Raw genomic sequence first — 25,637 nt, forward strand, 5'->3', positions numbered from 1 at the left:
CCGTTCAATCGCCGTCCCCGCCATCGGGCGAATAAAGGCCGAATGCGCCGCCGATACGGGCCAGCACGGCCGCCGGTGCCCGGCCCAGCAGGTCCGACGACAGCCCGATGCTGTTCACGGCGTCGGCCTTCAGGATGCCGGCAAGCCCATGCAGGGTTGACCATATGTAAAGGGCATCGAGGTCAATGGCGTTCTCGCTAGGAGATCGCGCCGCCTGCCGGTGCAACATGGCGATATTGTCCCGCAGCAGGGCAAAGGCGTGACGGGCCTTGGCCATCATGTCGGGATGAACGGCCGGGTCGGGCAGGGGCGTGCCGAACATCAGACGGTAGTTCAGCGGGTGCCTGGTGGCATAGGCCAGATAGGCCCGGCCCATGTAATCCATATCGGAATGGGCGGTGCCGGTGCGCGCACCGCTGTCCAGATAATCGGCAAAGGCCGCGAAGGCGCGGCCGATGATTTCGGCAAGAATATGGTCCCGGCTGGCAAAATGCTTGTAGGGTGCCTGATGCGAGACGCCGAGGCGCCGTGCGACCTCTCGCATGCTCAGCTTTTCAAGCCCCTGTGTTTCGATGATGGCCAGGGCTTCGCGCACGATATCCTCGCGCAGATTGCGTTCAGTTGTGCGCGGTTGCCCCTTCACGATGAACTGTCATACCTCCCATCACCTTTCCCATGATGAACGTTCGCATGAACCGTGGCAGCGGGGCCAGTGAATAGGTGAGCAATTTGCCGAGCCGGCCCGGCACAACCGCGCGGCGGCGGCCGAGGGACGCCACCATGGCATCAGCGACCATGGCGGGTGTGTCGGCAGCCCCCATCTGCAAGTTGGCCCGCGCTGCAAAGCCACTGCCCACCGGGCCGGGGGCCATGGTCAGAACGTCGATGCCCGCCGGCGCAAGCTCCACGGCCAGGCCTTCGCCCAGGGTCTGCACCCAGGCCTTGGTGGCGGCATAATGGCTGGCATTGGGCACCCCCTGCCAGGCGACGAGCGACCCGAACAGCACAATGCCGCCGCGCCCGCGTCGGGCAAGCAGCGGCGCAAAGCCGTGCACCAGTGCCAGCACGGCCCCGCAATTCACATCCAGCATATTCTGTTCCGTAGCCAGATCCCCGGCCAGAAACGGGCCGGACGTGCCGAACCCGGCGGCGGCCACGATCAGGCCGATATCCAGTCGCTGCACCGATTCGATCACCGCCGCGCTGCCTGCGCGCTGCGAAAGATCAGCGGCCTGCACCCTGACGTTGATATCGTGCGCCGCCCGCAATGCATCGGCAAACGCCGCGAGCCGCCCGGCGTCGCGGGCTACCAGCACCAGATCGATGCCCATTGCCGCCAGACGTTCGGCGGTGGATCGGCCGATGCCGTCGGAAGCCCCGGTTACCAGTGCCCATGGCCCATAGCGTTCCCGAAACCGATCGGCACTGGCGGATCCGGCCTGCAGCAGGGTTGTGCTCATTTGGCGATCCTGATTGTCTGCGACACCGTCTGGCCCTCGGCAATGGTAACGCTGGCTTCGTCGAACCGGGGTGCCCGCATGCTTGGCCGGCGATCGTTGGTCACACCCCAGGCTTCCTTGGGCATGCCCAGAAAATTGCTGTCGGTTTTCCGGTTCCCGTTGCGGTCGTGTGACAGCGCCACGGCATAGCTGCCGGGTGCCAGCCGATCGAAGCGGCAGGTGACACCGGTTGGATCGGCTTTCTGCCACACCTGCACGGCCTTGCGCGGCTGCATCGGAAAGCCATCCGGGCCGCTGTACAGCGCGCAGCCAATCTCACCGATATTGTCAACAATGCCGATAACGCGAACTTCGAGCGTGCCTGCCATGGCCGGCGCACCCAATATCGTGGCGCATAGTGCGGCAAGCCAGATCCGGCGCCTTCGTTGGCCCGGGCTGGCGTGCATTTGGTGCCGACGTTGGATCATGGCGATTTCCTTGTGTCTCGAACTGCAACGATGACAGCATCCTCCAAACTGGTAGACAGTGTCAACCGAGTCGTTTGACTTGAGTCGGAAGGGCCCACTTGATGGTCGCAAGGCATCACGCAATCAGCGCAGCCGCTGGCTGGGCGCATCAACATCTGGGTCTGCCCGCAGCCATCTGGCTGACGGTGGCCGGACTGATGCTGCCACTGCTGGCCGTCACGGGCATCGGCCTGCTCGTTGATCCGCGCCTGCTGGGCGAACAGAGTGTCTGGGCAAAGCCGACCAAATTTCAGGCTGCCGTCATTCTGCATTTTCTGACGCTGGGGATCGTGGCGAGCCGGTTCTCGCCGACCATCCGGTCGTCGCGCTTGTTGCTGACGACAGCCATATTGTCGGCCGGCGCAGCGCTGGCGGAAATCGGTTATATTCTTGCGCAGGCGGCCAGGCAGTTGCCCTCGCACTTCAACACCGCGACGCCACTGGATGCACAGATGTTCAGCCTGATGGCGGTTGGCGCGGCCCTGGTCACCGGCGCGGCCGGCGTGGTCGGGTTGCTGGCCGCTGCTGATGCGAACGCGCGCCTTGGCGTCGCGCTGCGGTGGGCGGTGGTCATCGGCCTTGTTGCTGGCACCATCTTGACCCTGCTGACGGCATTCCGGCTGGGCGCCAACATGAGCCATCATGTCGGCTTCCATCCGCCAGGGGGCGCGATGATGCCGGTCACCGGCTGGTCGCTGACTGCCCGCGACCTTCGTGTGCCGCATTTTCTTGCGACGCACATGATGCAGATCGTTCCGTTGGTCGGTGTGGTGGCGCAGCGCCTGCTGCCCGGGCGGTCCGGCCTGTGGCTGGTGGTTGCAGTCGCGATTCTCTGGACGGGGCTAACGCTGACGCAATTCCGGTTGGCGCTGAGCGGCCAGCCCTTCTTGCTGCTGTGACGAAGGCGCGCCGCTTGCCCATCGCGCCGCGGCGCGATCGTCCGCAGCCTTCGCTTCCACCCAGCGTGTCGAGCCGTCGGCCCATAACTCGCGTTTCCAGAAGGGCGCTTTCGTCTTCAGCCAATCCATCAGGAATTCCGCCGCCGCAAAGGCATCGGCGCGGTGCGGGCTGGCGGTGAGGACGAGGACGATGGCGTCGCCGGGCAACAGACGCCCGTGGCGGTGGATGATGATGCCGTGCGTGCCGGGCCAGCGGGCGGCGGCCTGGGCAGCGATGGCCTGCATCTGGGGCAGGGTCATGGCCGGGTAGTGTTCGAGGGTGAGGGCGACGAGGCCACCATCGGCGCGCACGAGTCCGGTGAAGCTGACGACAGCACCCAGATCGGTGCGGGTGCCGACCAGGGCCGCTTGTTCAGCGGCGGCGTCGAAGGGTTCGGCTTGCAGGCGCGCGGTGATCATCCGCCCGTTACCGGGGGGAAGATGGCGATTTCACGGGCGCCGGTGATTGGCGTGTCGGGTTGGGCAAATTTCTGATCGACGGCGACATGGATGCGGCTGCGGTCGGCCAGTGCCTCGGCGTGGCCGGGGCTGCGGGTGGCGAGCCAGTCGAGCAGGGCGGCCACGCTGATGATGTGGGCGGGCAGGGTCATGGTTTCACTGTCCATGCCGACGGCTTCACGCACCCAGGCGAAATAGAGCAATGTCACCATCTACATGTGCCTCAGGCCGGTGCGCAGATAATCATAGCCGGTGATCAGCGTCAGGATGGCCGCACCCCACAAGGTAACGAGGCCGATTTCGGTGGCGGGCAGCCAGGGTAGCAGTGGCTCCACACCCACCAAGATAAGCGCACCCAGCGCAATGAGCTGTGCCGCGGTTTTCCATTTTGCCAGTTTGCTGACCGGCATCGAGACCGCCAGCGTGGCAAGATATTCGCGCAGGCCAGACACGATGATTTCGCGCAGCAGGATGATCAGCCCGGCCACCACGCTGTAGCCGTGCAGCACCTGCGCATCGACCAGCATGACGATGACCGCAGCGACCATGATCTTGTCGGCAATCGGATCGAGGAACTGGCCGATTTTGGAGACCGTGCCCCAGGCGCGCGCCAGATAGCCATCGAGATAATCGGTAACCGCCGCCAGCGAATAGAGTGCGAACGCCGCCAGCCATTCCCAGGGGTTGCGGCTCCACATCAGCCACACCAGGCCGGGCACGGCGAGGATGCGCGACAGGGTGAGCAGATTGGGGAGGCTGGACAACACCAGGCCTTCTTAGGCAATCCAGACCAAAGTGGAAAGTTGCTGCAGGGGTTTGTGATGAAGGTTTCCGAAGCCGTGTTGAGCCGCCGTTCGGTGCGCGGGTTCCTGCCGACACCGGTGGACGGCGATGTGATCCGCCGGGTCGTCGAGCGCGCGGCCTGGGCGCCATCGGGCGGCAATCTGCAGCCGTGGCATATCGATGTGGTCGGCGGTGAGCGGCTGGATGAATTGAAACGCATCATGATGGGCAAGCTGATGGCCGGCGGCCAGACCGAGCCGACCGAGTATGACATCTACCCCAAGGTGCTGCCGGAGCCGTACAACAGCTATCGGTTTGCAGTGGGGGAGGAGCTTTATGCCCGGCTCGGCATTCCGCGTGAGGACAAGGCCGGGCGGCGGATGTGGTTTGCGCGCAATTTCCAGTTTTTCGGCGCGCCGGTGGCGCTGTTCTGCAGTGTGGCACGCACGATGGGCCCGCCGCAGTGGAGCGATCTCGGCATGTATCTGCAGACGCTGATGCTGCTGCTGAAGGAGGAGGGGCTGGATAGCTGCCCGCAGGAATGCTGGGCAATCTATCCGCAAACGGTCGGCGAGTTCATCGGCATTCCGGCGGAACGCATGTTGTTCACCGGCATGGCGATCGGCTTCATCGACGAGGCTGACAAGGCCAACGCCGCCCGCCCGGCGCGCGCGCCGATGAGCGACTGGGCGCAGTTCCACGGCATGTGATCCCGGCAGCTTAGCGAAGATGGCCGTGAAGCCTGGCGCCCGCTTTGCGTCGGGCTTCGGTTCAGGCCTGTCTTGGGCCCAGCCCCATCAGCTTGCGGGTGCGTTCGATGAAGGCGCGGTTGTCGGTGCTTTCGCCTGCCTTGTATTTCACCGGCGAAGATTCCGGGATGTGCAGCCCGCGCTCCACCGCCGGCCGCGCGGCGATGGCTTCTTTCCAGCGCAGCAGATGGGGGAAGGGCGCCAGATCGACGCCGCTCCAGCTTGCGGTGCGCACCCAGCAGAAATGCGCGATGTCGGCGATGCTGTAGTCGCCGGCCAGATAGGGGCTGACGGCCAGCCGGGCATCGAGGATGGCGAACAGGCGGCGGACTTCGTTCTGGTAGCGTGACATCACCGCCGGCAGTTTTTCCGGCCAGTAATGCACATAGAGATTGGCCTGGCCCATCATCGGGCCGACGCCGCCGACCTGCAGCATCAGCCATTGCAACGCATCGGATCGCGCGCGCGGTTCGCTGGGCAACAGCTTGCCGGTTTTTTCCGCCAGCCAGATCAGGATGGCGCCGGATTCCATGATGGCATGGCCATCGTCGACCAAGGCCGGCACCTTGCCATTGGGGTTCAGTTTCAGGAACTCGCCGCGTTTCTGCTCGCCGCCGGCCAGATCGAGCGTGCGCACTTCATAGGGCAGGCCCAGTTCTTCCAGCGCAATCGAGGCCTTGTAGCCATCGGGCGTCGGCGCGGTGAACAGGATCATATCATGGGTCCAGCGTTTCGCCGTCGAGCGTGTGCCGGCGGGTCATCAGATCGGCCCAGCCGTAGGGGCATTCATCGGGGAAGGTCGCCAGGGGGAGTTTGGTCTGGGCGTAGGCTTGTCTCCGGCCGCTGCGATAAGCGTCTTGAACAGCATCGTCGCGACGAGACTTGAAGCTTGGATTGGCTTCCATCAACCGCTTCACGCGATCCCGATTGTTTGCAATCGTCAACTGCCAACTGCGCGACCTTCGCGCGGGCTGATGATCCCATTTCAGCATGTGCGACAGGATCAGGCGCAGCGCCGATTCAAACTTGTCATATTGTTCATGCCCCACGTCTTCCAGTTCCTCGGCAATCAGCACGGCATCAGCAAGCTGGAGCTGGCCGGACCGCAGCAACATCGCCTGGTGGAAGGCCCAGCCGGCGAGATCTTCATCCTGTTCCGGCCCGCGCTGCACGGACGGCGCGGGTTCGTCGGGCAGGTCGGTTGGCGATTTCAACTGTGTGGCCATGTGCCATCCTATCCCGTCAACCGTTCGGGTGGAAGTGGTGCCAGATCGCCAGCGCCATCTGCTTGGAAATGCCGGGGGCTTTCTCAAGATCTTCCAGCGTGGCGCCTTTCACGGACCGGCTGGTGCCGAAATGCATCAGCAGTGCCTTCTTGCGGGCCGGGCCGATGCCGGGGACGTCGTCGAGCAGGCTCTGGGTAATGGCCTTGCTGCGCTTGGCGCGGTGGGCGCCGATGGCGAAACGGTGGGCTTCGTCGCGCAGGCGTTGCAGGAAATAGAGCACCGGCGCGTTGGGTGGCAGCGTCATTTCGCGGCCTGAGGGCAGATGGAAAATCTCGCGCCCGGCGTTGCGATCTGGCCCCTTGGCCACACCGACGATGGCGACATCGGCCACGCCCAGTTCCTCCAGTGCGGCCATGACCGCTGATACCTGGCCTTTGCCGCCGTCGATCAGGCAGAGGTCGGGCCAATTGTCAGTCTCCCGGTCCGGGTCCTCGCGATCCAGGCGGGCGAAGCGCCGGTGCAGCATCGCCTTCATCATGGCGAAATCGTCGCCCGGCGTGATCGTCTCGTCCTTCATGTTGAACTTGCGATACTCGCCTTTGCGAAAACCTTCGGGGCCGGCGACGATCATCGCGCCCAGCGCATTGCTGCCCTGGATATGGCTGTTGTCATAGACTTCGATGCGGGTGGGCGGCGAATCCAGATCGAAGATTTCGGCCATTTCGCGCAGCAATTTGGCCTGGGTGGTGGTTTCGGCGCGGCGGCGCTGGATGGCTTCCTCGGCATTGCGCTGCGCCTGTTCGACCAGCCGCCGCGCGCCGCCGCGCTGGGCATGGCGGATGGTGACCTTGCGCTCGGCGCGCACGCTCAGCGCCTCGGCGAGCAGCGCGGCTTCGGGCAGGGTGCGATCGAGCAGCAGTTCGCGCGGCGGCGGCAGATCTTCATAGAGTTGCGCGAGGAAGCTTTGCAGTATTTCGGCTTCGTCCACGCCGTCGGTGTGGCTGGGAAAAAAGCTGCGATGGCCCCAATTCTGGCCGCCGCGGATGAAGAACACCTGCACGCACACGGCGCCGCCATCCACCGCCATGGCGATCACATCGGCTTCGCTGGTATCGTCGCTGGCATGGATGGCCTGGCTGCCCTGGATATAGGTCAGCGCCTTCAGCCGATCGCGCAGCACGGCGGCGCGTTCATAGTCCATGGTTTCGGCAGCATTCTGCATGGCGCCGGCCAGTTTCTTCTGCGCTTCCTGGGTTCGGCCCGAGAGAAAGCCTTTCGCGTCGGACACGAGTTCGGCATAGGCGCCGGCATCGATGCGGCCGGTGCAGGGCGCGGAGCAGCGCTTGATCTGGTGCAGCAAACAAGGCCGGCTGCGGTTGGCGAAGAAACTGTCCGTGCAGCTCCTCAGCAGGAACACTTTCTGCAGCGCGTTCAGCGTGGCGTTGACGGCGCCGGCACTGGCGAACGGGCCGTAATAGTTGCCCTTTGCCACGCGCGCGCCGCGATGTTTGGAAATGCGGGCAAATTCATGATCATCGCGCAGCAGGATGAACGGGAAGCTTTTGTCGTCGCGCAGTAGCACATTGTACGGCGGGCGGTAGCGCTTGATCAGTTGTGCCTCCAGCAGCAGCGCTTCGGATTCGCTGTTGGTGGTGATGATCTCCATGGACCGCGTCTGCGACACCATGCGTTGCAGGCGGCGGGGCAGGCGGGTGACCTGGGTGTAGTTGGTCACCCGGTTCTTCAACGCGCGGGCCTTGCCGACATAGAGCACCTCCCCGCCGGCATCGAGCATCCGATAGACGCCGGGTTTGATCGGCAGCGTCTTCACCACGTTGCGGATCGTTTCCACGCCGCGGTCGAGATCGGGCACATCCTTGCCGCGCACGGCATAGGTGGCATTTTCTTCGGAGAAGCGGTCGGGGGGCGGGGCGCTCATGGGTGGAAAGGCACTACAGGGCCTGTCATTGCAAATCCATATCCGGGTGCTATCGCGGCGCCATGACCATTTCCCGCATCCTCGCACGCGGCCTCACACTGGGCCTGACGCTGATCCTTGCCGCCTGTGCCGGCAATACCCCGCCGCCCGTTGCACCTGTCGCTGCACCTTTCGCGGCTGTTGCGGCGCCGGCGTATCCGGTGATCCTGATTTCCGTGGATGGCCTGCGCGCCGATTATCTGCAGCGCGGCATCACGCCCAATATCACGGCACTGGCAGCGCGCGGCGTCACCACAAGCGCGATGCGGCCGAGCTTCCCATCGTTGACCTTCCCCAACCATTATACGCTGGTGACGGGCATGCGGCCGGACCGGCACGGCGTCGTCAACAACAACATGGAAGATGCGCAACTGGGCCGCTTTGCGATGTCGATCCGCGAGGCGGTGGAAGACGGGCGCTGGTGGAGCGATGCCGAGCCGATCTGGGTGACCGCCGAGCGCGCCGGCATCCCGACTGCCACCATGTTCTGGCCAGGCAGCGAAGCGGCGGTGCGCGGCGTGCGCCCGCGCAACTGGTTGCCGTTCGATGGCAAGATGCCCGAATCCAAGCGGGTGGACCAGGTTCTCGCCTGGCTGGACATCAAGCCGCGTGCCGGCTTTGCGACCCTGTATTTCGATACGGTCGATCATGAAGGGCACGGCTTTGGCCCGGATTCGGCTGAGGTGAACAAGGCCATGGCGGACGTGGATCGCCAGATTGGGCGCCTGCTCGACGGGCTGCAGGCACGCGGGATCAACGCGAACATCGTGCTGGTCGCCGATCATGGCATGGCGCAGGTTTCGGATGATCGCCGCATCTTTCTGGATGCGCTGGTGGATGTCGCCAAGCTGAAGCTGGTGGCCGGCGGTGCCGTGGCCGGCATCAATCCGCTGCCGGGGCAGGAAGCGGCAGTGCGCAGCGCACTGGTGAAGGCGCATCCCCACATGAATTGCTGGGACAAGGCCAATATTCCCGCCGCGCTGCACTATGGTCGCCACCCGCGGGTGCCGGCGATCATCTGCGCCGCCGAAGCTGGCTGGATGATCTGGCTGAGCCCGCCAAAGCCCGATCCCAATCGTGGGTCGCTGGGCGGCATGCACGGCTATGATCCGGCGCATCCCAGCATGGCGGGGGCCTTTGTTGCAGCCGGGCCGGCATTCCGCAGCGGGATGGTGCTGCCGGTGTTCGACAATGTCGATGTCCACCCGATGCTGCTGCGCCTGATGGGCTTGCCGGCGATGGAAACGGATGGGAATGCGCGCACGCTGGCGCCCGCCCTGCGCTGATACGGCCATTGCGCTGACGCCGCCAAGGCCTTAGGCGGCGCGGCAATGATTGGGGCGAGCAACAGGACAGCGATCGTCACCGGCGGTGCCAAGCGGATTGGCGGCGCCATCAGCCGTGCGTTGGCCGCCGATGGCTGGCATGTGCTGATCCACTGCAACACCAGCCTGGCCGAAGCCGAGGCGCTGGCCGCCGAACTGGGGCATGCGAATGTGGTCGCGGCCGATCTTGGCGATCCGGCGGCAGCAGACATCATCATGGCAGCCACCGCTGGCCTGCCGCCGTTGGGGCTACTGGTGAACAGCGCCAGCCGGTTTGTTTATGACCGAATCGAGGATTTTGCGGCCGACGATTTCGACACACATATGGCGGTAAACCTGCGCGCGCCGGCCTTGCTGACCCGGGCCTTTGCCGCTGCGGTGCCTGATGGGGGCGAACCGGCGCTGGTGGTCAATCTGCTCGACGCCAAGCTGGCCAGCCTGAACCCGGACTATTTCACCTACACGCTTTCGAAAATCGGCTTTGAAGGCCTGACCGAGTTGACCGCCCGCAGCTACGCGCCGCGGCTGCGGTGTGTCGGCATCGCGCCGGCGGTGACGTTGGTTTCGGGGCCGCAGACTCGCGAGAATTTCGAAGCCGTGCACGCCATGAACCCGTTGCAGCGCGGGGTGACGGTGGACGATATCGTCGCCGCGCTGCGCTTTGTGATTGCCACCCCCACCTACAACGCGCAGACGGTCGTGCTCGATGGCGGGCAGCGCCTGCTTGGCCTGCCGCGCGACGTTGCCCATATGCTGGAAATCTGATGCCTGACGTTGTTCCGCCGCCGACCTTCATCGAACCGCTGGCGCATGGCCTGGTGCCGAACCAACTGGCGATCCGCACCCGCAAGCTGTTCCTCGAAGGCTTTGATCTGCATGTCGATATCGGCTTCCACGCCTTTGAAGTCGGTGCGCCGCAGATCCTGCGGGTAAGTGTCGAGGTGTGGGTGGATGCTGATCATTTCCCGCGTTGCGATACGGTGGCCAAGGCGTGGGATTATGATTTCCTGCGCCAGGCGGTGCTGCGGCTGGTGGAAGGCCGGCGCTTCAACCTGCAGGAAACGGTTGCGCACGCAATCTATGACATGGTGGCCGCCCGTTCCGGCGTGGTGGGCCTGAAGGTGAGCACCCGCAAGCCCGATGTCTATCCCGATTGCCAGGCGGTGGGCGTGGAGCTGTCGAGTTTTTGACTCAAGCTCCCCTCCCCTGAAGGGGAGGGGAGTTACTTCCTGAACTTGTTGTACCAGTTGATCACCGCCAGGTTGGATTGCAGCCATTGCGATGGCCGGCCCATGCCGTGGTTGGCTTCGGGCAGGCGCACCATCATCGCCGGCACGCCGCGCACCTGAAGCGCTTGGTAATAGGCTTCGGTCTGCGCGATCGGCGTGCGGAAATCGGCTTCGCCGGTGATCAGCAGGGTCGGTGTCGTGACGTTGCCGATCAGGCTGAACGTCGAGCGCCGCCAGTAAAGTTCGCGCTGCTCCCACGGGTTGCCGACCACCCAGTTGCTGAGCGTGACCGCGGTGATGTCGCTGGTCAGCGCCTGGATCGACCAGTCTGTCACCGGGCGCAGCGCGGCGGCCGCCTTGAAACGGTCAGTCTTGCCAATGGCAAAGGTGGTGAGCACGCCGCCGCCGCTGCCGCCGCCAATGAACTGGTTGTTGGCATCCGCCCACGGCCGCTTCAGCACTTCATCCACGCCGGCCATCAGATCATCATGATCGGGGCCGGGATATTCGCCGCCATATTCCGGGGTGATGCCGTTGGCGAACTTCTCGCCGTAACCCGTTGATCCGCGTGGGTTGGACCACAGTACGACATAGCCGGCGGCGGCGTAGAGCTGGTGGGTGATCGAGAAATAGGGCCCATAATCGCCATTGGGGCCGCCGTGGATTTCCAGCGCCACCGGGTATTTCTTCGCGGGATCGAAGTTCGGCGGATACTGCAGCCAGCCTTCGACGGTCAGGCCGTCGGGGGCTTTCCAGGTCAACCGCTCCATGGCGCCGATCTGCTTGTCGGCGCGCCAGCCGGTGTTGAAATCGATCTTGCCGATCAGCTTGCCGGCCCGCATCACGCCTAGTGCGGCCGGGCGGTCGGCTTCCACGGTGGTGAACGCGTGGGTATCGCCGCCAACCGACCAATCACCACCCGATGACGGCAGATACAGGCGGGTGCCGCCGATTTCGGGCACGATCACCTTGGCCGCACCGCCGGTGGCTGGAATCGTGGCGACGCGCACCAGGCCGACATCGCCGTAAGACACATGCAGCGCCTTGCCGTCCTTGCTCCACGCGAAGCTGCCCACCGGCCGGTCGAGCGTAGCGGTGAGGTGCACCGGCTCCCCACCGGCGACGCGGCGCACATACAGGCCGGGTTGGGCATAGAATTTCGTGGTTCTCGGCTGGCCGATCCATGCCAGCCATTGGCCATCGGGGGACAGGCTGGGATCGCCTTCGCCGCCATCGATGCTGGTCAACCGTTCCGGGGTGCCGCCAGTGGCGGACAAGCGATACAGATCGGTTTCGCCGGCGATGCGATCATTGCCGGGGCGCACGGCCGCCGCATAGACCAAGGATTGGCCATCCGGCGCCCATTCGGCGCCGCCCTGGATCTGGTTGGTATCACCCTTGGTCAATTGCGTGGGCGTGCCGCCGCTGGCGGCCACCACAAACAACTGGTCAGCGCCGGCCTTGATGTAGCCGCCTTCGTTGGTGCGGTACCGGAAATCGCTGATCACGCGCGGATCGGGCGCCCAGGTGGCGCCGGCGGGCTTTTCGGGCATGCCGGCGATCTTGGGGCTGGGCGCTTCGACACGGGCGGTGAAGGCGATGCGCGTGCCATCCGGGCTCCACACCGGCGTGCGGGGCGGCAGTGCGCCAGTGGTGATGGGTTTGCCGATGCCTTCGGTCACGTCCATCACCCATAATTGCGGTTTGCCCAGCCAGGGCGCGACATAGGCAATGCGCTTGCCGTCTGGCGCCCAGGCCAGGGCCGATGCGCCGGCCTGCGCCGGGATCAGCAACTGCTTGTCGAGGCCGGTCTTGGTGACGGTGGCCAGCCACCATTCGGTAACGCGGCGATCGGTCTGGATATCGAAGCTCATCCGCGTGAACAGCACATGGTTGCCATCGGGCGACACTTCGACGGCGTCGGTCATGCTGATGCGGTAGAGATCGGCCGGCTCGACCGGGCTGGCGGCGATTGCAGCGGTGCTGGCCAGCAACAGGCCGGCGGCAAGAAATTTGTACATTCGTGATCCCCAGGTTGATGGCCAATCTTCGGCCCCGCAGCGCGGGCTGGCAAGCCCGGGCGCAAGGCCCCCCGCAATTTGCGACAGGCTGGCGGCCATCGCCCGCCCGCAGCATAGTGATGGCGGGAGAAGCTTGGCATGAAGCCGCATGATCATGTGCCATTCCGCGATTTCGTGCCGCTGCCGGCGGCCGAGATGTTGGCGCGGGCATCCAGCTTTCAGGCCTTGATGGCGCGGCGCCACAGTTGCCGCGATTTTGCAGACACACCGGTGCCACAGGCGATCATCGCCGATTGCATCCGCACGGCCGGCACCGCGCCCAGCGGCGCCAATCACCAGCCCTGGCATTTCGCCGCCATTTCGTCGCCAGCCTTGAAGGCCGAAATCCGCGCCGCCGCCGAGGCCGAGGAGCGCGGTTTTTATGATGAGGGCAAGGCGGGTGACGACTGGCTGAATGCGCTGGCGCCGCTCGGCACCGACGCCTCGAAGCCTTATCTGGCTATCGCGCCGTGGCTGATCGCCGTCTTTGCCCAGCGCCGCGGCGGGCCAAATGCAGGCGATCGCGCGAAAAATTACTACATCCATGAATCGGTGGGCATCGCCGCCGGCATGTTGATCACCGCCCTGCACCAGGCCGGGCTGGCGACGCTGACCCACACGCCCAATCCGATGCAGTTTCTGAACCGCCTGTGTGGCCGGCCGGCGGACGAAAAGCCGTTCCTGCTGCTGGTGGTCGGCTATCCGGCCGATACCGCGACCATCCCCGTGCACGCGCTGGTGAAGAAGCCGCTCGATGCCATTGCCAGTTTCCTGTGAGGTATTGTCATGACGATCAGCTTTGATGAGTGGCGCACGCGTTCGCCCTATTACAACGACAGCCACGAAGCGGTGGCGATGAGCGTGCGCAAGTTCATGGCCGCCGAAGTGCTGCCCCATATCGACCAGTGGGAGGCCGACGGCGAGTTGCCACGCGAACTGCACAGGAAGGCCGCAGCGGCGGGCATCTTGGGGCTGAATTATCCGGAAGAATATGGCGGGCACAGCGAAGGCTTCGATGTGTTTCACGGCCTGGCGCAATCGGAGGAGCTGGCCGCCGCCGGGGCCGGTGGGCTGGGCGCCAGCCTGATGACGCACGGCATCGGCCTGCCGCCGATCCTGGCGCTGGGCAGCGAGGAGATGAAGCGGCGGATTGCGCCCGAAGTGCTGGCCGGTGAGAAGATCATCAGCCTGGCGATCACCGAGCCGTCGGGCGGATCGGATGTGGCGCGGTTGCAGACCCGTGCCGAGAAACAGGGCAACAAATATGTGGTGAACGGGCAGAAGATGTTCATCACCAGCGGCATGCGCGCCGATTACATGACCGTGGCGGTGCGCACCGGCGGGGCGGGCATGGGCGGCATTTCGCTGATGCTGATCGAAACGGATCGGCCCGGCGTGTCGCGCACAAGGCTCGACAAGATGGGCTGGCGCTGTTCGGACACCGCAGCGGTGTATTTCGACAATGTCGAGGTTCCGCCGGAAAACATGATCGGGCCGGAAAATGCCGGCTTTCCCGGCATCATGCGCAATTTCAACAGTGAGCGGCTGGGCATGGCGCATGGCTGCTGCGCAATGGCGCGCGTGGCGCTGAAAGAGGCGATGGACTGGGCGATGCAACGCGAAACCTTCGGCAAGCGGCTGGCGGCGCATCAATCCATCCGCATCAAGCTGGCCGATTGCGCCCGGCAGATTGCCACCACCCAGGCCTGGGTCGATCTGTGCGCGTGGCAGCACACCAAGGGCATCGGGGTGCCGGCGGACTATGCGATGTTGAAGGTGCAGGCGACGCGGATGCTGGAGCAAGTGGTGCGCGAGGCCGCGCAGGTGCTGGGCGGCGCCAGCTATATCACCGGCAGCAAGATCGAGCGCATCTATCGCGAGGTGCGGGTGAACGCGATCGGCGGCGGATCGGAAGAAATCATGCTCGATCTGGCGGGAAGGCAGATGGGGCTGGGGTGAGGGCGCCTCAGGGATTGCACCAATCGCAGCTTGCCGGGTTCGCGGCGGTCAGTCCGTCCGGCCGCGGCCGGGATGCCTGAAACCCGCAGGCGTTGCAGCCGTCGATGATTGTCTGCACGCCTTGCGTGGCGCTGCCGCAGGACGCGCAGGGCAGGCCGCGCGCCACATCCACCATCCCGAATCCCGGGCAGCCGCACGCCGGGCAGAATGTTGCCAGCCGGGCCGCCAGTTGGCCCGCAAGCGCGCGGATCGCCGCCATGCGTGTGGGGTTCAGGTGGGCGCGCATGTCGGTTTCCAATCTAGTGCCCGGAATTGCCAGACGGGCGAGCGTGGCTTCATCCTGCACGCCGCTGGCCAGTACTCCGCCGTCGCCATCGCGCACCACCAGCGCATGGGCGGGGAAACCGATCCGGCGCAGGAATGGCGCGGGATTGGCGTTGGCCGCCACATCATGCCAGGCATAATTGGTGCGGCGTGACACGGCAGACAGGGTGAGTTCGTTCCTGCGCAAGGCATCGATGAAGGCCAATGTTTCCACGCCGCCCGCGCCGAACGGCAGCCAGGGGTGCGGGCCGAAACTGCCTTCGCTGGCCAATCCCAATGACAGCCCGGACGCGGCCATCCCGGCCCGCGCCTTGGCCAGCGCGACCTCTGCAGCCGTTCCGGTTCGGGTGACGCTGCCCGTGAAGGTGCCGAAGGCATCGGTATCGATGGCGAGCGGCACTATGATCAGCCCGGGCCGCCGGGCCAGCGGGGGAGCCAGCGCCCGTTCCTTGCCGTGCTGCGTGGCCAGGGCAACCTGAACGCCGCGGTACGGATGATCAGCCAAGGAAACGCCACGCCAGGGTTTCGCCGGCGTGAAAGGGCACGATTTCGGTGCCGGCAGCGGCCAGGCGGGCGGGGACCGGGGTGGGTACCCGCTCCAGGGTGATGACATCGGCGTTCAACGGCAGACGGTAAAATGCCGGGCCATACTCGCTGGCAAAGCCTTCCAGTCGGTCGAGCGCGCCCTCTTCCTCGAACGTCCTGGCATAGGATTCGATGGCAAACGGGGCATTGTAGATGCCAGCGCAGCCGCAATCGCTTTCCTTGGCTTCGATGCCATGCGGTGCGCTGTCGGTGCCGAGGAAGAATTTGGGATTTCCGCTGGTGGCGGCGGCGCGCAGGGCGAGGCGGTGAAGCTCGCGCTTGGCGACGGGCAGGCAATAGAAATGTGGGCGCATGCCGCCATCGAACATGGCGTTGCGGTTGATGGCGAGATGGTGCGGGGTGATGGTTGCCGCAATATTGGGCCCGGCTTCCGCCACGAAGTCGACGGCGTCTTTCGTGGTGATATGCTCGAACACGATTCTCAATTCCGGGAAATCGCGGACGACGCCGTTCAGCACGCGATCGATGAAGGCAGCCTCCCGGTCGAAAACGTCCACCGTGTGATCCGTCACCTCGCCGTGGATCAGCAGCGGCATGCCGATGCGCTGCATGGCTTCCAGCGCGGCGTGGATGTGGCGCACATCGGTAACGCCGTGCGCGCTGTTGGTGGTGGCGTGGGCCGGATACAGCTTGGCAGCGGTGAACACGCCTTCGCCGTGCCCGCGCACCAGTTCGTCGGGATCGATGCCGTCGACGAGGTAGCAGGTCATCAGCGGTTCGAAATTCAGCCCAGGCGATACTGCGGCGCGGATGCGATCCCGATAGGCGGCCGCTGCGGCGACCGTGGTCACTGGCGGCTTGAGGTTCGGCATCACGATGGCGCGGGCGAACTGGCGGGCGGTGGCATCGGCCACGGCGGCCAGCATGGCGCCATCGCGCAGGTGGACATGCCAATCATCGGGGCGGCGCAGGCGGAGCGTATCGGTCATGACTCTGGCGATACAGGCTTGCAGGTGCGGCGCAAAGCCCCTCCGGCAAAACCCTTATGGTATTCATGCGTAAAGAATTGCCACCGGCAACCGGGCGATAAATGCGGGACTATCGGTGATGGCTGTCCGGGTGGGTGCATGAACGATGAAGAACATACTGCTCCACATCCATGACGATGACGAACAGGCCAATCGCCTGGGCGTCGCGGTCCACCTGGCGGAGCAGATCGGCGGGCATCTGGCCTGCGTGCAGGTGACGCCGATGGAAACCTATGCCAGCGACCCCTATGGCGGGCTGTTCGGCATGGCGGCATTGATCGACACCATCCACAGTTCCGACAAGGCCCTGCGCATCGCCACTGAAGCCCGGTTGCGCCGCGGCGATGTGCCGTGGGAATGGCATGGGTCCGATGGGAATGTGGTGGAAGGCCTGATCGATCAGGCGATGCTGGCCGATCTGGTGGTGCTGAGCCAACCGGCAAATCCGGCGCGCCGCCTGACCCGCCAGCCGCTGGCCATCGTCGGTGATGTGGTGATGTACACGCGCTGCCCGGTGCTGGTGGTGCCGCAGGGCGTTGATCGCCTGGCGCTGAATGCGCCGGTGGTGGTGGCGTGGAATGGTTCGGCGGAGGCGGCACACGCGCTGCGCCTGGCGCTGCCGCTGCTGAAACTGGCCAGCGCCGTGCACATCGTGGAAGTGAGCGACGATGAGCCGCGCCTGTCGGCCCGCGAGGCCGCATTGTGGCTGTCGCGCCACGATATTTCGGCGGATGTGCACGAATGGCCCGCCAAGGGTCGGCGGGTGTCGGTGGCGCTGCTGCATGCCGCTGCGGAATTATCGGCAACCTATCTGGTGATGGGCGCTTATGGCCATAGCCGGCTGCGCGAAACCGTGCTGGGCGGGGTGACGCGCGAATTGATCGCCACCACCACTGTGCCGATCCTGATGGCGCATTGAGCGCCATGCGATTCCAGCGTTGAAATTGCGGACATTTGCTGCACAGTCCGTGCGATGTGTCCCTTTATCAACAACCAGACGGCGCAGCCGATGGCGCTGCTCAACACCAGCGATGCGTTGCAACGCACCATCCTGGCCACTGTGCCGGATGCCATGATCGTCATCGATGAAGCCGGCACCATCCTGCTCTTTAGCGACGCCGCGTCCCGCATGTTCGGTTATGATGCGGGGGAGGCCATTGGGCAGAATGTGCGCGGGCTGATGCCCAATCCCGACCGGGATCGCCATGATGATTACATGCGCCATTACATGGAAACCGGCGAAGCGCATGTGATCGGCATCGGCCGGGTGACCAATGCCCGCCGCCGCGATGGCAGCACGTTCCCGATCGAACTGGCGGTGGGGGAGGTGCTGGGTGAGCACGGCCGGTTGTTCACCGGCTTCATCCGCGATCTGACCGAGATGCAGCGCGCCGAACGCCGGCTGGCCGACCTGCAGGCCGAACTTTCACATATCAGCCGGGTATCGGCGATGGGCAGCCTGGCCAATGCGCTGGCGCATGAATTGAACCAGCCGCTCACCGCCATTTCCAGCTATGCCGAAGGCGCGCGCACCCTGTTGGGCGAGGATGGCATGCCGCCGGAAGAAAATATCGCCATGGTGCGGGAGGCGCTCGCCGATGCCAGCGAACAGGCGCTGCGGGCCGGGCAGATCGTGCGTCGGCTGCGTGAATTCATCAGCCGCGGTGAAAGCGAGCGCCGGGTGGAGCGGCTGCGCCGGCTGGTGACAGAGGCGGCGGCGCTGGCGTTGACCGGCACCGGCCCCAGTGGCATCGATTTCGAAATCCGCCTGGATCCGGCGGTGGACAAGGTGCTGGTTGATCGCATCCAGATCCAGCAGGTGCTGCTCAACCTGATCCGCAATGCCGTGGAAGCCATGCAGCGATCCCCCCGCCAGATCCTGGAAGTGCGCAGCCGGCCCGGCACGCGCGGCATGGTGGAGGTGACGGTATCCGACAGCGGGCCGGGCCTGGCGCCGGAGGTGGCCGCCGTGCTGTTCCAACCGTTCAACACCTCAAAGGAAAAGGGCATGGGCCTGGGCCTGTCGATCAGCCGCACCATCGTGGAGGCGCATGGCGGCCGCATCTGGGCCGAGCCATCGGAATTTGGCGGCACCGCCTTTCATTTCACGCTGGAATTTGCCGCCGAAATCACGGAGGAGCCGCAGGATGGCTGAGACACGCGTCTATCTGGTGGACGACGAAGGCGCAGTGCGGCGTTCGGTCGGCTTCATGCTGAAAACCTCTGGTTACGAGGTTGAGGCGTTTGATTCCGGGGAAGCGTTTTTGAAGGTCGCGGCCGGGCTGGCGCCGGGTTGTGTGCTGCTGGATGTGCGGCTCGGCGGCATGGACGGGCTGGCGGTTCAGGAGGCCCTGAAAGGGCGCGGCATTGTGTTGCCGGTGATCATCATCACCGGCCATGGCGACGTGGGCCTTGCAGTGCGCGCCATGAAGGCTGGCGCGGTGGATTTTCTGGAAAAGCCGTTCGAGAAGGCGGCGCTGCTGACGGCGCTCGATCAGGCACAGTTGCGCAACCAGGGCCGGGCAGCGCTTGACCAGTTGGCGGAGCAGGCGCGCGCGCAGTTGAACGGATTGACCCCGCGCGAACGCGATGTGCTGAATGGCCTGGTGGAAGGGCAATCGAACAAGGTGATTGCCTATGATCTGGGCATCAGCCCGCGCACGGTGGAAATTCACCGCGCCAATCTGATGTCCAAACTGGCGGTGAACAGCCTGTCGGATGCGTTGAAGATCGCTTTTACCGCGCGCGTCAACGAACTGGCCAACACACCGCGATCAGAGCCGGCCTGAACTGCCGGGCTTTTTGGGGCGGTTGCAGGCGGCGTGACAGGCTGTTTCGCAATCGCGCGTCGGGGCTGGAATCTGTCCGCCGCTGCATGACGCCATGAAACGGGCTTCGGCACGCGCCGGCAGGCTGAGGCCGGCCACTGCCAGCGCGATCAGCGCCGGCAGAGCGGCGAACGGTTCGGCGCGCAACCGTTCAATCATCGTCCCGGGCCTCCGGCGTACGGGTGTCGCCCTCGTCATCGATGAAGATGCGCAGCGCGGCGCCATCGAGATCGTCGAACTGGCCGCGCCCGACCGCCCAGAAGAAGGCGAACAGGCCAAGCAGGCCGAGGCCGAGTGCCACCGGGATCAAGACGAGGATGCCGTTCATCGGGCGGCGCCCCGCAGGCGCAGCGCGTTGGCGACGACGATGATCGACGATCCGGACATGGCGAGTGCGGCAATCAAGGGCGTTACCAGCCCGGCGATGGCCAGCGGCACGGCAATAACATTATAACCGATGGCGAGGGCGAAATTCTGCCGGACAACGCGCTGCGTGGCGCGTGCGGCCCGGATGGCGATGGCGACGGGCGCCAGGCTGTTGCCCAGGAACACCGCATCGGCCGCATTCTGGCTGGCATCGGCGGCCGACGCCGGCGCCATCGAGACATGGCCGGCAGCGAGTGCCGGGCCGTCGTTCAGTCCATCACCAACCATCAGCACGCGGGTGCCGGCGCTGGTGAGCGCCTTGATTCGCGCCAGCTTGGCGGCGGGATCGAGGCTGCCCTCGCCTGCGATGCCCATTTCGGCGGCGACGGCGGCCACCGGGCCGGCACTGTCGCCGGACAGGATGCGCGACGAGAGGCCAAGCTGGCCCAGTTCGGCTATGGTCTGCGCCGCCTGCGGCCGCAGTGGATCAAGGAAGTGGATGATCTGTTCCGGTGCATCGCCAATCTTCAGCGCGGTTGCCATCAGGCCGCCCACATCCGCGATTGGCCGACCCAGCTTGACTATATGGCCCAGCCATTGGCCAGACAGGCCTTCGCCCGGGGTTTCGCTGATCAGCGTGACCCGCTGCGGCAGCGTGCCGGCAGCGACCAGTACGGTGCGCAGTGCTTCGGACAGCGGGTGGCGGCTGCACTGCGCCAGCGCCAGCGCGACGCCGGCGGCGTCCGGGTCGAGACCCGTGAGGTCGACCGGTCGCGGCATACCCAGCGTGAGCGTGCCGGTCTTGTCGAACACGGCGGCATCGGCTTCGGCCAGGCGTTCCAGCGCACTGCCGTCCTTCACCAGCACACCGGCGCGCATCAGGGCACCGCTGGCGACGATCTGCGCGGCCGGCACGGCGAGGCCCAGCGCGCAGGGGCAGGTGATGATCAGCACGGCCACGGCGATCAGCAGACTGTCATGCCAGCCAGCGCCGGCCAGCATCCAGCCGGCGAACGACAGCAGGGCCAGGGCATGCACGGCCGGCGCATAGAGCCGCGCGGCGCGATCGGCGATGCGCACATAGCGGGATCGGCCTTGCGTGGCATCCTGCATCAGCCGGGCGATATCGGCGATGCCGGTATCGGCGCCGGCAGCGGTGACGGTGACGTGCACGGCATTGCCGCTGTTCAGCGTGCCGGCCAGCACCCGCCCGCCAGGGCCGATCGTAACCGGCATGGCTTCGCCAGTGATCAGCGACTGGTCGAAATGGCTGCGCCCGGTCACGATCACGCCATCGGCGGCCAGCCGCTCGCCGCTGGCAACCAACATGGTCATGCCGGCGCGCAGATCGTCGGCCTTGTGCCACTTGCTACTGCCATCCTCGGCAATCACCAGCGCGCCGGCAGCCAGATTCTTCAGCAGCGCCGACACGCCATCACGGGCACGATCGCGCATCACCGCATCCAGCCAGCGGCCGGCGAGCAGGAAGAACAGCAGCATGACGGCGCTGTCGAAATAGGCGTGAGCGCCGTGATTGAGGGTTTCGTACAGCGACAGCGCGGTCGCCAGCGTGACGCCGATCGAGATCGGTACATCCATGTTGGTGTGCCCGGCCCGCAGCGCGCGCCATGCCGAGCGATAGAAGGGCTGGCCGGCATAGGCGATGGTCGGCACCGCAATCAGTGCCGACAAGAGATGGAAGAGATCGCGGGTGACTCCGCCGGCGCCCGACCATATCGAGACTGACAGCAGCATGATGTTCATCGCGGCAAAGCCGGCCACGGCCAGCGCCTTGACCAGCGCGCGTGCTTCGCTGTCGGGTACGCCCAGCGCATCGTGGATGGCGCTGGCTTCGAAGCCGAGCCCGGCAAAGGCCTTCACCAGCTCGGGCGCGTCCACATCCGCATCATGGCTGACCAAGACCTGCCGGGCGGTGAAATTGACGCGGGCGGCGCTGACGCCGGGCATGGCGGCCAGGCCGACCTCCAGCTTGGCGATGCAGCCGGCGCAGCGCATGCCGGGCACCGCAAAGCGGCTGCTGGCCTGTGCCGTTTCGAAGGCGCGCGGGCTGACAGCCTGGTTCATGACAGAGTTTCGGTCAGGCGCTTGGTGTCGCTGCCCGACCTGATTTCCAGCTTCACCTGCCAACGGCCGGCGGGCAGGGCGGCGCTGGAACGCAAGCGGCCTTCGCCGTCGGCGCGGAAGACCATCGGCACATCGGCCGCGCGGCCGAGCGGGTGATGGGCGGTGCCGGTGGCGACGAAACCTGCACCCGGCACGCCGATCAGCACGTGGCGGCTGGCATCGAGGCTGAGCGGCGTCGCCCAGCCCAGCCGATCCTGCGCGCGGGCCTGTGCCAGCCAGCCATTGAATTTCTGGCTGGCGACATAGCTGTTGTCGACCACCGTGCCGCCGAACGTGCTGCTGGCCAGCCGCGCCATGGTGATATTCACCGCCACGACCACGCCGAAAAAGGCGACGATGATGGCGGCGAACATGCGACCGGTGAAGGCGGGTTTGGCGGGGGCCATGATCTTTGTCCTTATTGGCGCACGAATTTGAGGTTGCGGGCAGCGCCGCGGGCGTCGCGGCTGCCGGCCACTTCATCCAGCGGTTTGGCGACCAGCGTGAACGGCGTTTCGCCGGCGGGCCCACGCGGTGCGACCACATAGAGATGCACCTTGGTGGTGGCATCGGGCGCCAGTTGCAGAGTCACGCTGCGCGCGGCGTCGCGGCGGTCCATGGCGTCGGTCCACAACCGGCCGTCGGGCAGGCCGGCCATGGTCAACGCCACGGTACGCGGGCGGCCCTGCATGTTGCGCAGTTTCAATGTCCAGCCATTGCGGACCTGGCCGTCCGACATGGTGACCACCATCGGATTGCGATCCTGCGCACTGTCGATGGCCAGCCGGGCGCGCTCGCCCAGCGTGAACAGCATGAACAGGCCGATGCTGCCCCACACGGCAAAGTAGATCAGCGTACGCGGGCGCAGCAGGGTTTTCAGCACCGGCACCGGCTTGGCGCCGGCGCGTTCATTGGCCTGATCATCGAGGTTCAGGAAATCGATGAGGCCGCGCGGGCGATTGAGCTTGGTCATCACCTCGTCGCAGGCATCGACGCACAGGCCGCAGTTGATGCAGCCCAGTTGCGGGCCCTGGCGGATATCGACCCCAGTCGGGCACACCGCCACGCAGGCGTTGCAATCGATGCAGTCGCCCACCTTGCCGCCGGCTGTTGCCGCCTTTTTCACCCCTTGCGTGCGCGGTTCGCCGCGCCAGTCGCGATAGGTGACGATCAGCGATTTTTCATCGAGCATCGCCGTCTGGATGCGCGGCCACGGGCACATGTAGATGCAGACCTGTTCGCGCATGAAACCGCCCAGCGCAAAGGTGGTGAAGGTGAGCACGCCGACGGTGGCATAGGCGACGAAGGGCGCGTCGCCGGCAGCGAATTGGGCGGCCAGCGTTGGCGCGTCGGCAAAATAGAAAATCCAGGCGCCGCCAGTGGCCAGCGCGATCAACAGCCAGATGCTCCATTTGCTCAGCCTGCGGCCCAGCTTGCTGGCGGTCCACGGCGCATTGTTCATCTTGATCTGCGCGTTGCGGTCACCGTCGATCCAGCGTTCGACATGCTGGTACAGATCGGTCCACACGGTTTGCGGGCAGGCAAAACCGCACCAGGCGCGGCCAACGGCAGAGGTGACGAGAAACAGGCCAATGCCCGCCATGATCAAGAGGCCAGCGATATAGTAAAATTCCTGCGGCCAGATCTCGATATCGAACATGTAGAAACGCCGGTTGGCCATGTCGATCAGCACCGCCTGGTCCGGCGCATATTGGCCACGATCCCAGCGAATCCACGGCGTGATGTAGTAGACCGCCAAGCAGAGCAGCATCACCAGCCATTTCAGCCGGCGAAAACGCCCGTTGATAACCCGCGGGAAGACAGGGTCCCTTTTCTTGTACAGGCCGCTGTTCGGATTGATGAAATCAAGAGCGGACATCGGTCTCGCCGGTTGCGGCTGCGGCTGTTTCGGGCGCAGCAGCGTCGATCGACGCTGGATTTGCCTCGCCGCCACCCAGCGAATGCACATAGGCCGCCAGCATCTTGATCGTCACGGCATCGAGCCGGTTCGACCAATGTGGCATCACGCCATAACGTGCCTTGGCGATCGTCTGGGTCAGGCTGGCGCGGTCGCCGCCATAAAGCCAGATCGCGTCGGTGAGATTGGGTGCGCCCATTTCGCGATTGCCCTTGCCGGCGTCACCGTGGCAGCTCGCGCAGTTTTCCGCATAAAGCGCTGCGCCCGCGGTGGCTGCCCGGCTGGGCTGATCCTGACCGGAGATCACGCGGACGTGGCTGACGACCTGATCAATCTGGGCCTTCGTCAGGATGTCGGCAAAGGCCGGCATCTGGCTGAAGCGGGTTTCATCCACGCCGGGGCTGCGGATGCCGTGGATCAACGTGGTCTGGATCGAAGCGATGTCGCCGCCCCACAGCCAGTCATCGTCATTCAGATTGGGGTAGCCCTTGGAACCCGCCGCGCCGGCGCCATGGCACTGCACGCAATTGACCTTGAAGGCCGCACGCCCGCCTTCGATGGCGATGCGCATCAGTTGCGGATTCTCGGCCAGGGCCTCGATGGGTGTGGCTGCCACGGCATTGAGTTTCGGGGCACGGGCGGCGGTTTCGGCCTTCAGCATCTGATCCAGATCACCGCGGCTCGACCAGCCTGACGTGCCCGCCGTATCCGGGAAGGAGGGATAAACAACCACATAACCTGCCGCGAACACCACGCAGGCGACGAAGATATAGACCCACCAGCGCGGCAGCGGCGTATCGAGTTCCTCGATACCATCCCATTCATGGCCGACCAGATGGGTGCCGGTGGCTTCGTCCACCCGGTTCGGATCAGATTTGTGATCAGTCATCGCTGTCACTCCGGAAGATGCTGTTGGCGGCGTCGTCGAGATGGCGGCGGGCGCCGGGGCGGAAGGTCCAGCCAACGAGGCCAAGGAAGACCAGCGTCATGAACACCAGGCCCCAACTGTCGGCGAAATGGCGCAGGATTTCATAATCGCTCATTTCGGCTGCTCCTGGGCTTCGGCGGCCTTGAAGTCGACGAGCGTGCCAAGCATCTGAAGATAGGCGATCAGCGCATCCATTTCCGACACCATCGCCGGATCGCCATCATAATCGCGCGACTGGGATTTGGGGTAGCGCGTCTGCATTTCGCTGGCATCGGCATCGGCGGTGGCCTGCAGCACCAGATCATCATTGGCGCGTGCAATGTCGGCATCGGTATAAGGCACGCCCACCCGGCGCAGCGCCGTGAGGTGGGCGCGCATGTCGCCAGCGTTCAGCGGCTTTTCGGCCAGAAAGGCATAGGGCGGCATGATCGATTCCGGCACGACGCTGCGCGGATCGCGCAGATGTTCACGGTGCCATTCGTCGGAATAGCGGCCACCAACGCGGGCCAGATCTGGCCCGGTGCGTTTTGATCCCCACTGGAACGGGTGATCATACATGCTCTCGGCCGCCAGGCTGTAGTGGCCATAGCGTTCCACCTCGTCCTTGAACGGGCGCACCATCTGGCTGTGGCACAGATAACAGCCTTCGCGCATGTAGATGTTGCGTCCGGCCAGCTCCAGCGGCGTGTAGGGGCGCATGCCCTCCACCTTCTCCACGGTGCTGTCGACCCAGAACAGCGGCGCGATTTCGACGATGCCACCGATGGCGACAGTGATCAGCGAAAGCACGCCGAGCAGGGTGACGTTGCGTTCGATGGTGCGGTGCGAAAAGCCCTTGTGGGTCGGCAATTCAGGGGCGGGCGCTTTGTCAGGCTTGGTAGCCATGGGTCTTGCTCCGGTTCA

At 65.1% G+C, this 25,637-nt stretch carries 30 protein-coding genes; 10 read left to right on the forward strand and 20 right to left on the reverse strand.

Annotation, left to right across the window (positions count from 1 at the left end; all coding sequences use genetic code 11):
- Nucleotides 1-4: 4 nt before the first annotated feature.
- The 3 genes from ACTIEZ_RS02725 to ACTIEZ_RS02735 are packed head-to-tail and all read right to left on the reverse strand — an operon-like array spanning nucleotide 5 to nucleotide 1,828.
- Nucleotides 5-643, reverse strand: coding sequence for a TetR/AcrR family transcriptional regulator (locus tag ACTIEZ_RS02725; RefSeq protein WP_439545119.1), 639 nt, complete (start codon nucleotides 641-643; stop codon nucleotides 5-7).
- Nucleotides 618-1,460: an SDR family NAD(P)-dependent oxidoreductase gene (locus tag ACTIEZ_RS02730; protein WP_439545120.1), complete on the reverse strand. Its 843-nt coding sequence runs from the start codon at nucleotides 1,458-1,460 to the stop codon at nucleotides 618-620. The genes ACTIEZ_RS02725 and ACTIEZ_RS02730 overlap by 26 nt, the downstream gene beginning before the upstream one ends.
- Nucleotides 1,457-1,828, reverse strand: a complete 372-nt coding sequence (locus ACTIEZ_RS02735) for a DUF2141 domain-containing protein (RefSeq protein ID WP_439545121.1) — start codon at nucleotides 1,826-1,828, stop codon at nucleotides 1,457-1,459. Before ACTIEZ_RS02735 ends, ACTIEZ_RS02730 begins: the two co-directional genes overlap by 4 nt.
- A 296-nt stretch (nucleotides 1,829-2,124) precedes the next feature.
- On the opposite strand from ACTIEZ_RS02735, the gene ACTIEZ_RS02740 reads away from it, so the two are divergent.
- Nucleotides 2,125-2,865, forward strand: a complete 741-nt coding sequence (locus ACTIEZ_RS02740) for a hypothetical protein (protein ID WP_439545122.1) — start codon at nucleotides 2,125-2,127, stop codon at nucleotides 2,863-2,865.
- Here the strand turns inward: ACTIEZ_RS02740 and ACTIEZ_RS02745 are convergent.
- Genes ACTIEZ_RS02745 through pgsA form a run of 3 tightly spaced genes read right to left on the reverse strand, consistent with a single transcriptional unit; the run spans nucleotide 2,809 to nucleotide 4,127 of the window.
- Entirely contained in the window at nucleotides 2,809-3,324 is a 516-nt protein-coding gene (locus ACTIEZ_RS02745) for a molybdenum cofactor biosynthesis protein MoaE (RefSeq protein WP_439545123.1), read from the reverse strand. The genes ACTIEZ_RS02740 and ACTIEZ_RS02745 overlap by 57 nt on opposite strands.
- Complete coding sequence (moaD, locus tag ACTIEZ_RS02750; protein ID WP_439545124.1) at nucleotides 3,321-3,575, reverse strand: molybdopterin converting factor subunit 1; 255 nt, start codon at nucleotides 3,573-3,575, stop codon at nucleotides 3,321-3,323. The genes ACTIEZ_RS02745 and moaD overlap by 4 nt, the downstream gene beginning before the upstream one ends.
- Nucleotides 3,576-4,127, reverse strand: a complete 552-nt coding sequence (gene pgsA / locus ACTIEZ_RS02755) for a CDP-diacylglycerol--glycerol-3-phosphate 3-phosphatidyltransferase (RefSeq protein ID WP_439545357.1) — start codon at nucleotides 4,125-4,127, stop codon at nucleotides 3,576-3,578.
- 57 nt (nucleotides 4,128-4,184) lie between these two features.
- On the opposite strand from pgsA, the gene ACTIEZ_RS02760 reads away from it, so the two are divergent.
- The gene (locus ACTIEZ_RS02760) at nucleotides 4,185-4,856 is read left to right on the forward strand and encodes a nitroreductase (RefSeq protein WP_439545125.1); all 672 of its coding nucleotides are present in this window, start codon (nucleotides 4,185-4,187) and stop codon (nucleotides 4,854-4,856) included.
- 61 nt (nucleotides 4,857-4,917) lie between these two features.
- Here ACTIEZ_RS02760 and ACTIEZ_RS02765 read toward each other — a convergent pair whose 3' ends face one another.
- From ACTIEZ_RS02765 to uvrC, 3 genes are read right to left on the reverse strand one after another with little or no spacing between them, the layout of a single operon-like run.
- Nucleotides 4,918-5,610 (reverse strand): glutathione S-transferase family protein, encoded by a 693-nt coding sequence (locus ACTIEZ_RS02765; protein ID WP_439545126.1) that lies wholly within the window; start codon nucleotides 5,608-5,610, stop codon nucleotides 4,918-4,920.
- A gap of 1 nt (nucleotide 5,611) precedes the next feature.
- Complete coding sequence (locus tag ACTIEZ_RS02770) at nucleotides 5,612-6,121, reverse strand: DUF29 domain-containing protein (protein ID WP_439545127.1); 510 nt, start codon at nucleotides 6,119-6,121, stop codon at nucleotides 5,612-5,614.
- A 16-nt stretch (nucleotides 6,122-6,137) separates the two neighbouring features.
- Nucleotides 6,138-8,060 carry an excinuclease ABC subunit UvrC gene (gene uvrC, locus ACTIEZ_RS02775; RefSeq protein ID WP_439545128.1) on the reverse strand — a complete coding sequence of 641 codons (1,923 nt, stop codon included), beginning with the start codon at nucleotides 8,058-8,060 and terminating at the stop codon, nucleotides 6,138-6,140.
- A gap of 62 nt (nucleotides 8,061-8,122) precedes the next feature.
- On the opposite strand from uvrC, the gene ACTIEZ_RS02780 reads away from it, so the two are divergent.
- The 3 genes from ACTIEZ_RS02780 to ACTIEZ_RS02790 are packed head-to-tail and all read left to right on the forward strand — an operon-like array spanning nucleotide 8,123 to nucleotide 10,614.
- Nucleotides 8,123-9,385 (forward strand): ectonucleotide pyrophosphatase/phosphodiesterase, encoded by a 1,263-nt coding sequence (locus tag ACTIEZ_RS02780; protein ID WP_439545129.1) that lies wholly within the window; start codon nucleotides 8,123-8,125, stop codon nucleotides 9,383-9,385.
- Nucleotides 9,386-9,430: 45 nt separating this feature from the next.
- A complete protein-coding gene (locus tag ACTIEZ_RS02785; protein WP_439545130.1) occupies nucleotides 9,431-10,189 on the forward strand; it encodes an SDR family oxidoreductase in 759 nt (252 codons plus the stop codon).
- Nucleotides 10,189-10,614, forward strand: a complete 426-nt coding sequence (locus ACTIEZ_RS02790; protein WP_439545131.1) for a dihydroneopterin aldolase — start codon at nucleotides 10,189-10,191, stop codon at nucleotides 10,612-10,614. The genes ACTIEZ_RS02785 and ACTIEZ_RS02790 overlap by 1 nt, the downstream gene beginning before the upstream one ends.
- A gap of 32 nt (nucleotides 10,615-10,646) precedes the next feature.
- On the opposite strand, the gene ACTIEZ_RS02795 is transcribed toward ACTIEZ_RS02790, so the two are convergent.
- Nucleotides 10,647-12,674, reverse strand: coding sequence for a S9 family peptidase (locus ACTIEZ_RS02795; protein WP_439545132.1), 2,028 nt, complete (start codon nucleotides 12,672-12,674; stop codon nucleotides 10,647-10,649).
- A 138-nt stretch (nucleotides 12,675-12,812) separates the two neighbouring features.
- Here ACTIEZ_RS02795 and ACTIEZ_RS02800 point away from each other — a divergent pair, with 138 nt between their 5' ends.
- Both ACTIEZ_RS02800 and ACTIEZ_RS02805 read left to right on the forward strand, forming a co-directional pair.
- Entirely contained in the window at nucleotides 12,813-13,490 is a 678-nt protein-coding gene (locus ACTIEZ_RS02800) for a nitroreductase family protein (RefSeq protein WP_439545133.1), read from the forward strand.
- A 9-nt stretch (nucleotides 13,491-13,499) separates the two neighbouring features.
- Nucleotides 13,500-14,672, forward strand: a complete 1,173-nt coding sequence (locus ACTIEZ_RS02805; RefSeq protein ID WP_439545134.1) for an acyl-CoA dehydrogenase family protein — start codon at nucleotides 13,500-13,502, stop codon at nucleotides 14,670-14,672.
- A gap of 7 nt (nucleotides 14,673-14,679) precedes the next feature.
- On the opposite strand, the gene ACTIEZ_RS02810 is transcribed toward ACTIEZ_RS02805, so the two are convergent.
- Nucleotides 14,680-15,501 (reverse strand): DUF6671 family protein, encoded by an 822-nt coding sequence (locus ACTIEZ_RS02810; protein ID WP_439545135.1) that lies wholly within the window; start codon nucleotides 15,499-15,501, stop codon nucleotides 14,680-14,682.
- Nucleotides 15,494-16,531 (reverse strand): dihydroorotase, encoded by a 1,038-nt coding sequence (gene pyrC, locus ACTIEZ_RS02815; RefSeq protein WP_439545136.1) that lies wholly within the window; start codon nucleotides 16,529-16,531, stop codon nucleotides 15,494-15,496. The genes ACTIEZ_RS02810 and pyrC overlap by 8 nt, the downstream gene beginning before the upstream one ends.
- A 145-nt stretch (nucleotides 16,532-16,676) precedes the next feature.
- Here pyrC and ACTIEZ_RS02820 point away from each other — a divergent pair, with 145 nt between their 5' ends.
- The 3 genes from ACTIEZ_RS02820 to ACTIEZ_RS02830 are packed head-to-tail and all read left to right on the forward strand — an operon-like array spanning nucleotide 16,677 to nucleotide 19,359.
- The gene (locus ACTIEZ_RS02820) at nucleotides 16,677-17,489 is read left to right on the forward strand and encodes a universal stress protein (RefSeq protein ID WP_439545137.1); all 813 of its coding nucleotides are present in this window, start codon (nucleotides 16,677-16,679) and stop codon (nucleotides 17,487-17,489) included.
- 54 nt (nucleotides 17,490-17,543) lie between these two features.
- The gene (locus ACTIEZ_RS02825; RefSeq protein WP_439545138.1) at nucleotides 17,544-18,725 is read left to right on the forward strand and encodes a sensor histidine kinase; all 1,182 of its coding nucleotides are present in this window, start codon (nucleotides 17,544-17,546) and stop codon (nucleotides 18,723-18,725) included.
- Nucleotides 18,718-19,359, forward strand: a complete 642-nt coding sequence (locus tag ACTIEZ_RS02830) for a response regulator transcription factor (protein ID WP_439545139.1) — start codon at nucleotides 18,718-18,720, stop codon at nucleotides 19,357-19,359. Before ACTIEZ_RS02825 ends, ACTIEZ_RS02830 begins: the two co-directional genes overlap by 8 nt.
- Here ACTIEZ_RS02830 and ACTIEZ_RS02835 read toward each other — a convergent pair.
- The 8 genes from ACTIEZ_RS02835 to ccoO are packed head-to-tail and all read right to left on the reverse strand — an operon-like array spanning nucleotide 19,345 to nucleotide 25,619.
- Nucleotides 19,345-19,557: a hypothetical protein gene (locus ACTIEZ_RS02835; RefSeq protein ID WP_439545140.1), complete on the reverse strand. Its 213-nt coding sequence runs from the start codon at nucleotides 19,555-19,557 to the stop codon at nucleotides 19,345-19,347. The two genes, ACTIEZ_RS02830 and ACTIEZ_RS02835, sit on opposite strands and share 15 nt — an antisense overlap.
- Nucleotides 19,550-19,726: a cbb3-type cytochrome oxidase assembly protein CcoS gene (ccoS, locus tag ACTIEZ_RS02840; RefSeq protein ID WP_439545141.1), complete on the reverse strand. Its 177-nt coding sequence runs from the start codon at nucleotides 19,724-19,726 to the stop codon at nucleotides 19,550-19,552. The genes ACTIEZ_RS02835 and ccoS overlap by 8 nt, the downstream gene beginning before the upstream one ends.
- Nucleotides 19,723-21,849, reverse strand: coding sequence for a heavy metal translocating P-type ATPase (locus ACTIEZ_RS02845; protein ID WP_439545142.1), 2,127 nt, complete (start codon nucleotides 21,847-21,849; stop codon nucleotides 19,723-19,725). Before ACTIEZ_RS02845 ends, ccoS begins: the two co-directional genes overlap by 4 nt.
- Nucleotides 21,846-22,295, reverse strand: coding sequence for a FixH family protein (locus ACTIEZ_RS02850; RefSeq protein WP_439545143.1), 450 nt, complete (start codon nucleotides 22,293-22,295; stop codon nucleotides 21,846-21,848). Before ACTIEZ_RS02850 ends, ACTIEZ_RS02845 begins: the two co-directional genes overlap by 4 nt.
- A gap of 11 nt (nucleotides 22,296-22,306) precedes the next feature.
- Complete coding sequence (ccoG, locus tag ACTIEZ_RS02855; RefSeq protein WP_439545144.1) at nucleotides 22,307-23,767, reverse strand: cytochrome c oxidase accessory protein CcoG; 1,461 nt, start codon at nucleotides 23,765-23,767, stop codon at nucleotides 22,307-22,309.
- The gene (gene ccoP / locus ACTIEZ_RS02860) at nucleotides 23,754-24,695 is read right to left on the reverse strand and encodes a cytochrome-c oxidase, cbb3-type subunit III (protein ID WP_439545145.1); all 942 of its coding nucleotides are present in this window, start codon (nucleotides 24,693-24,695) and stop codon (nucleotides 23,754-23,756) included. The genes ccoG and ccoP overlap by 14 nt, the downstream gene beginning before the upstream one ends.
- Nucleotides 24,688-24,849 carry a cbb3-type cytochrome c oxidase subunit 3 gene (locus tag ACTIEZ_RS02865; protein ID WP_439545146.1) on the reverse strand — a complete coding sequence of 54 codons (162 nt, stop codon included), beginning with the start codon at nucleotides 24,847-24,849 and terminating at the stop codon, nucleotides 24,688-24,690. The genes ccoP and ACTIEZ_RS02865 overlap by 8 nt, the downstream gene beginning before the upstream one ends.
- Complete coding sequence (ccoO, locus tag ACTIEZ_RS02870) at nucleotides 24,846-25,619, reverse strand: cytochrome-c oxidase, cbb3-type subunit II (RefSeq protein ID WP_439545147.1); 774 nt, start codon at nucleotides 25,617-25,619, stop codon at nucleotides 24,846-24,848. The genes ACTIEZ_RS02865 and ccoO overlap by 4 nt, the downstream gene beginning before the upstream one ends.
- Between the last annotated feature and the right edge of the window lie 18 nt (nucleotides 25,620-25,637).

Source organism: Sandarakinorhabdus sp., from assembly GCF_051860625.1.
Taxonomy (GTDB): Bacteria; Pseudomonadota; Alphaproteobacteria; order Sphingomonadales; family Sphingomonadaceae; genus Sandarakinorhabdus.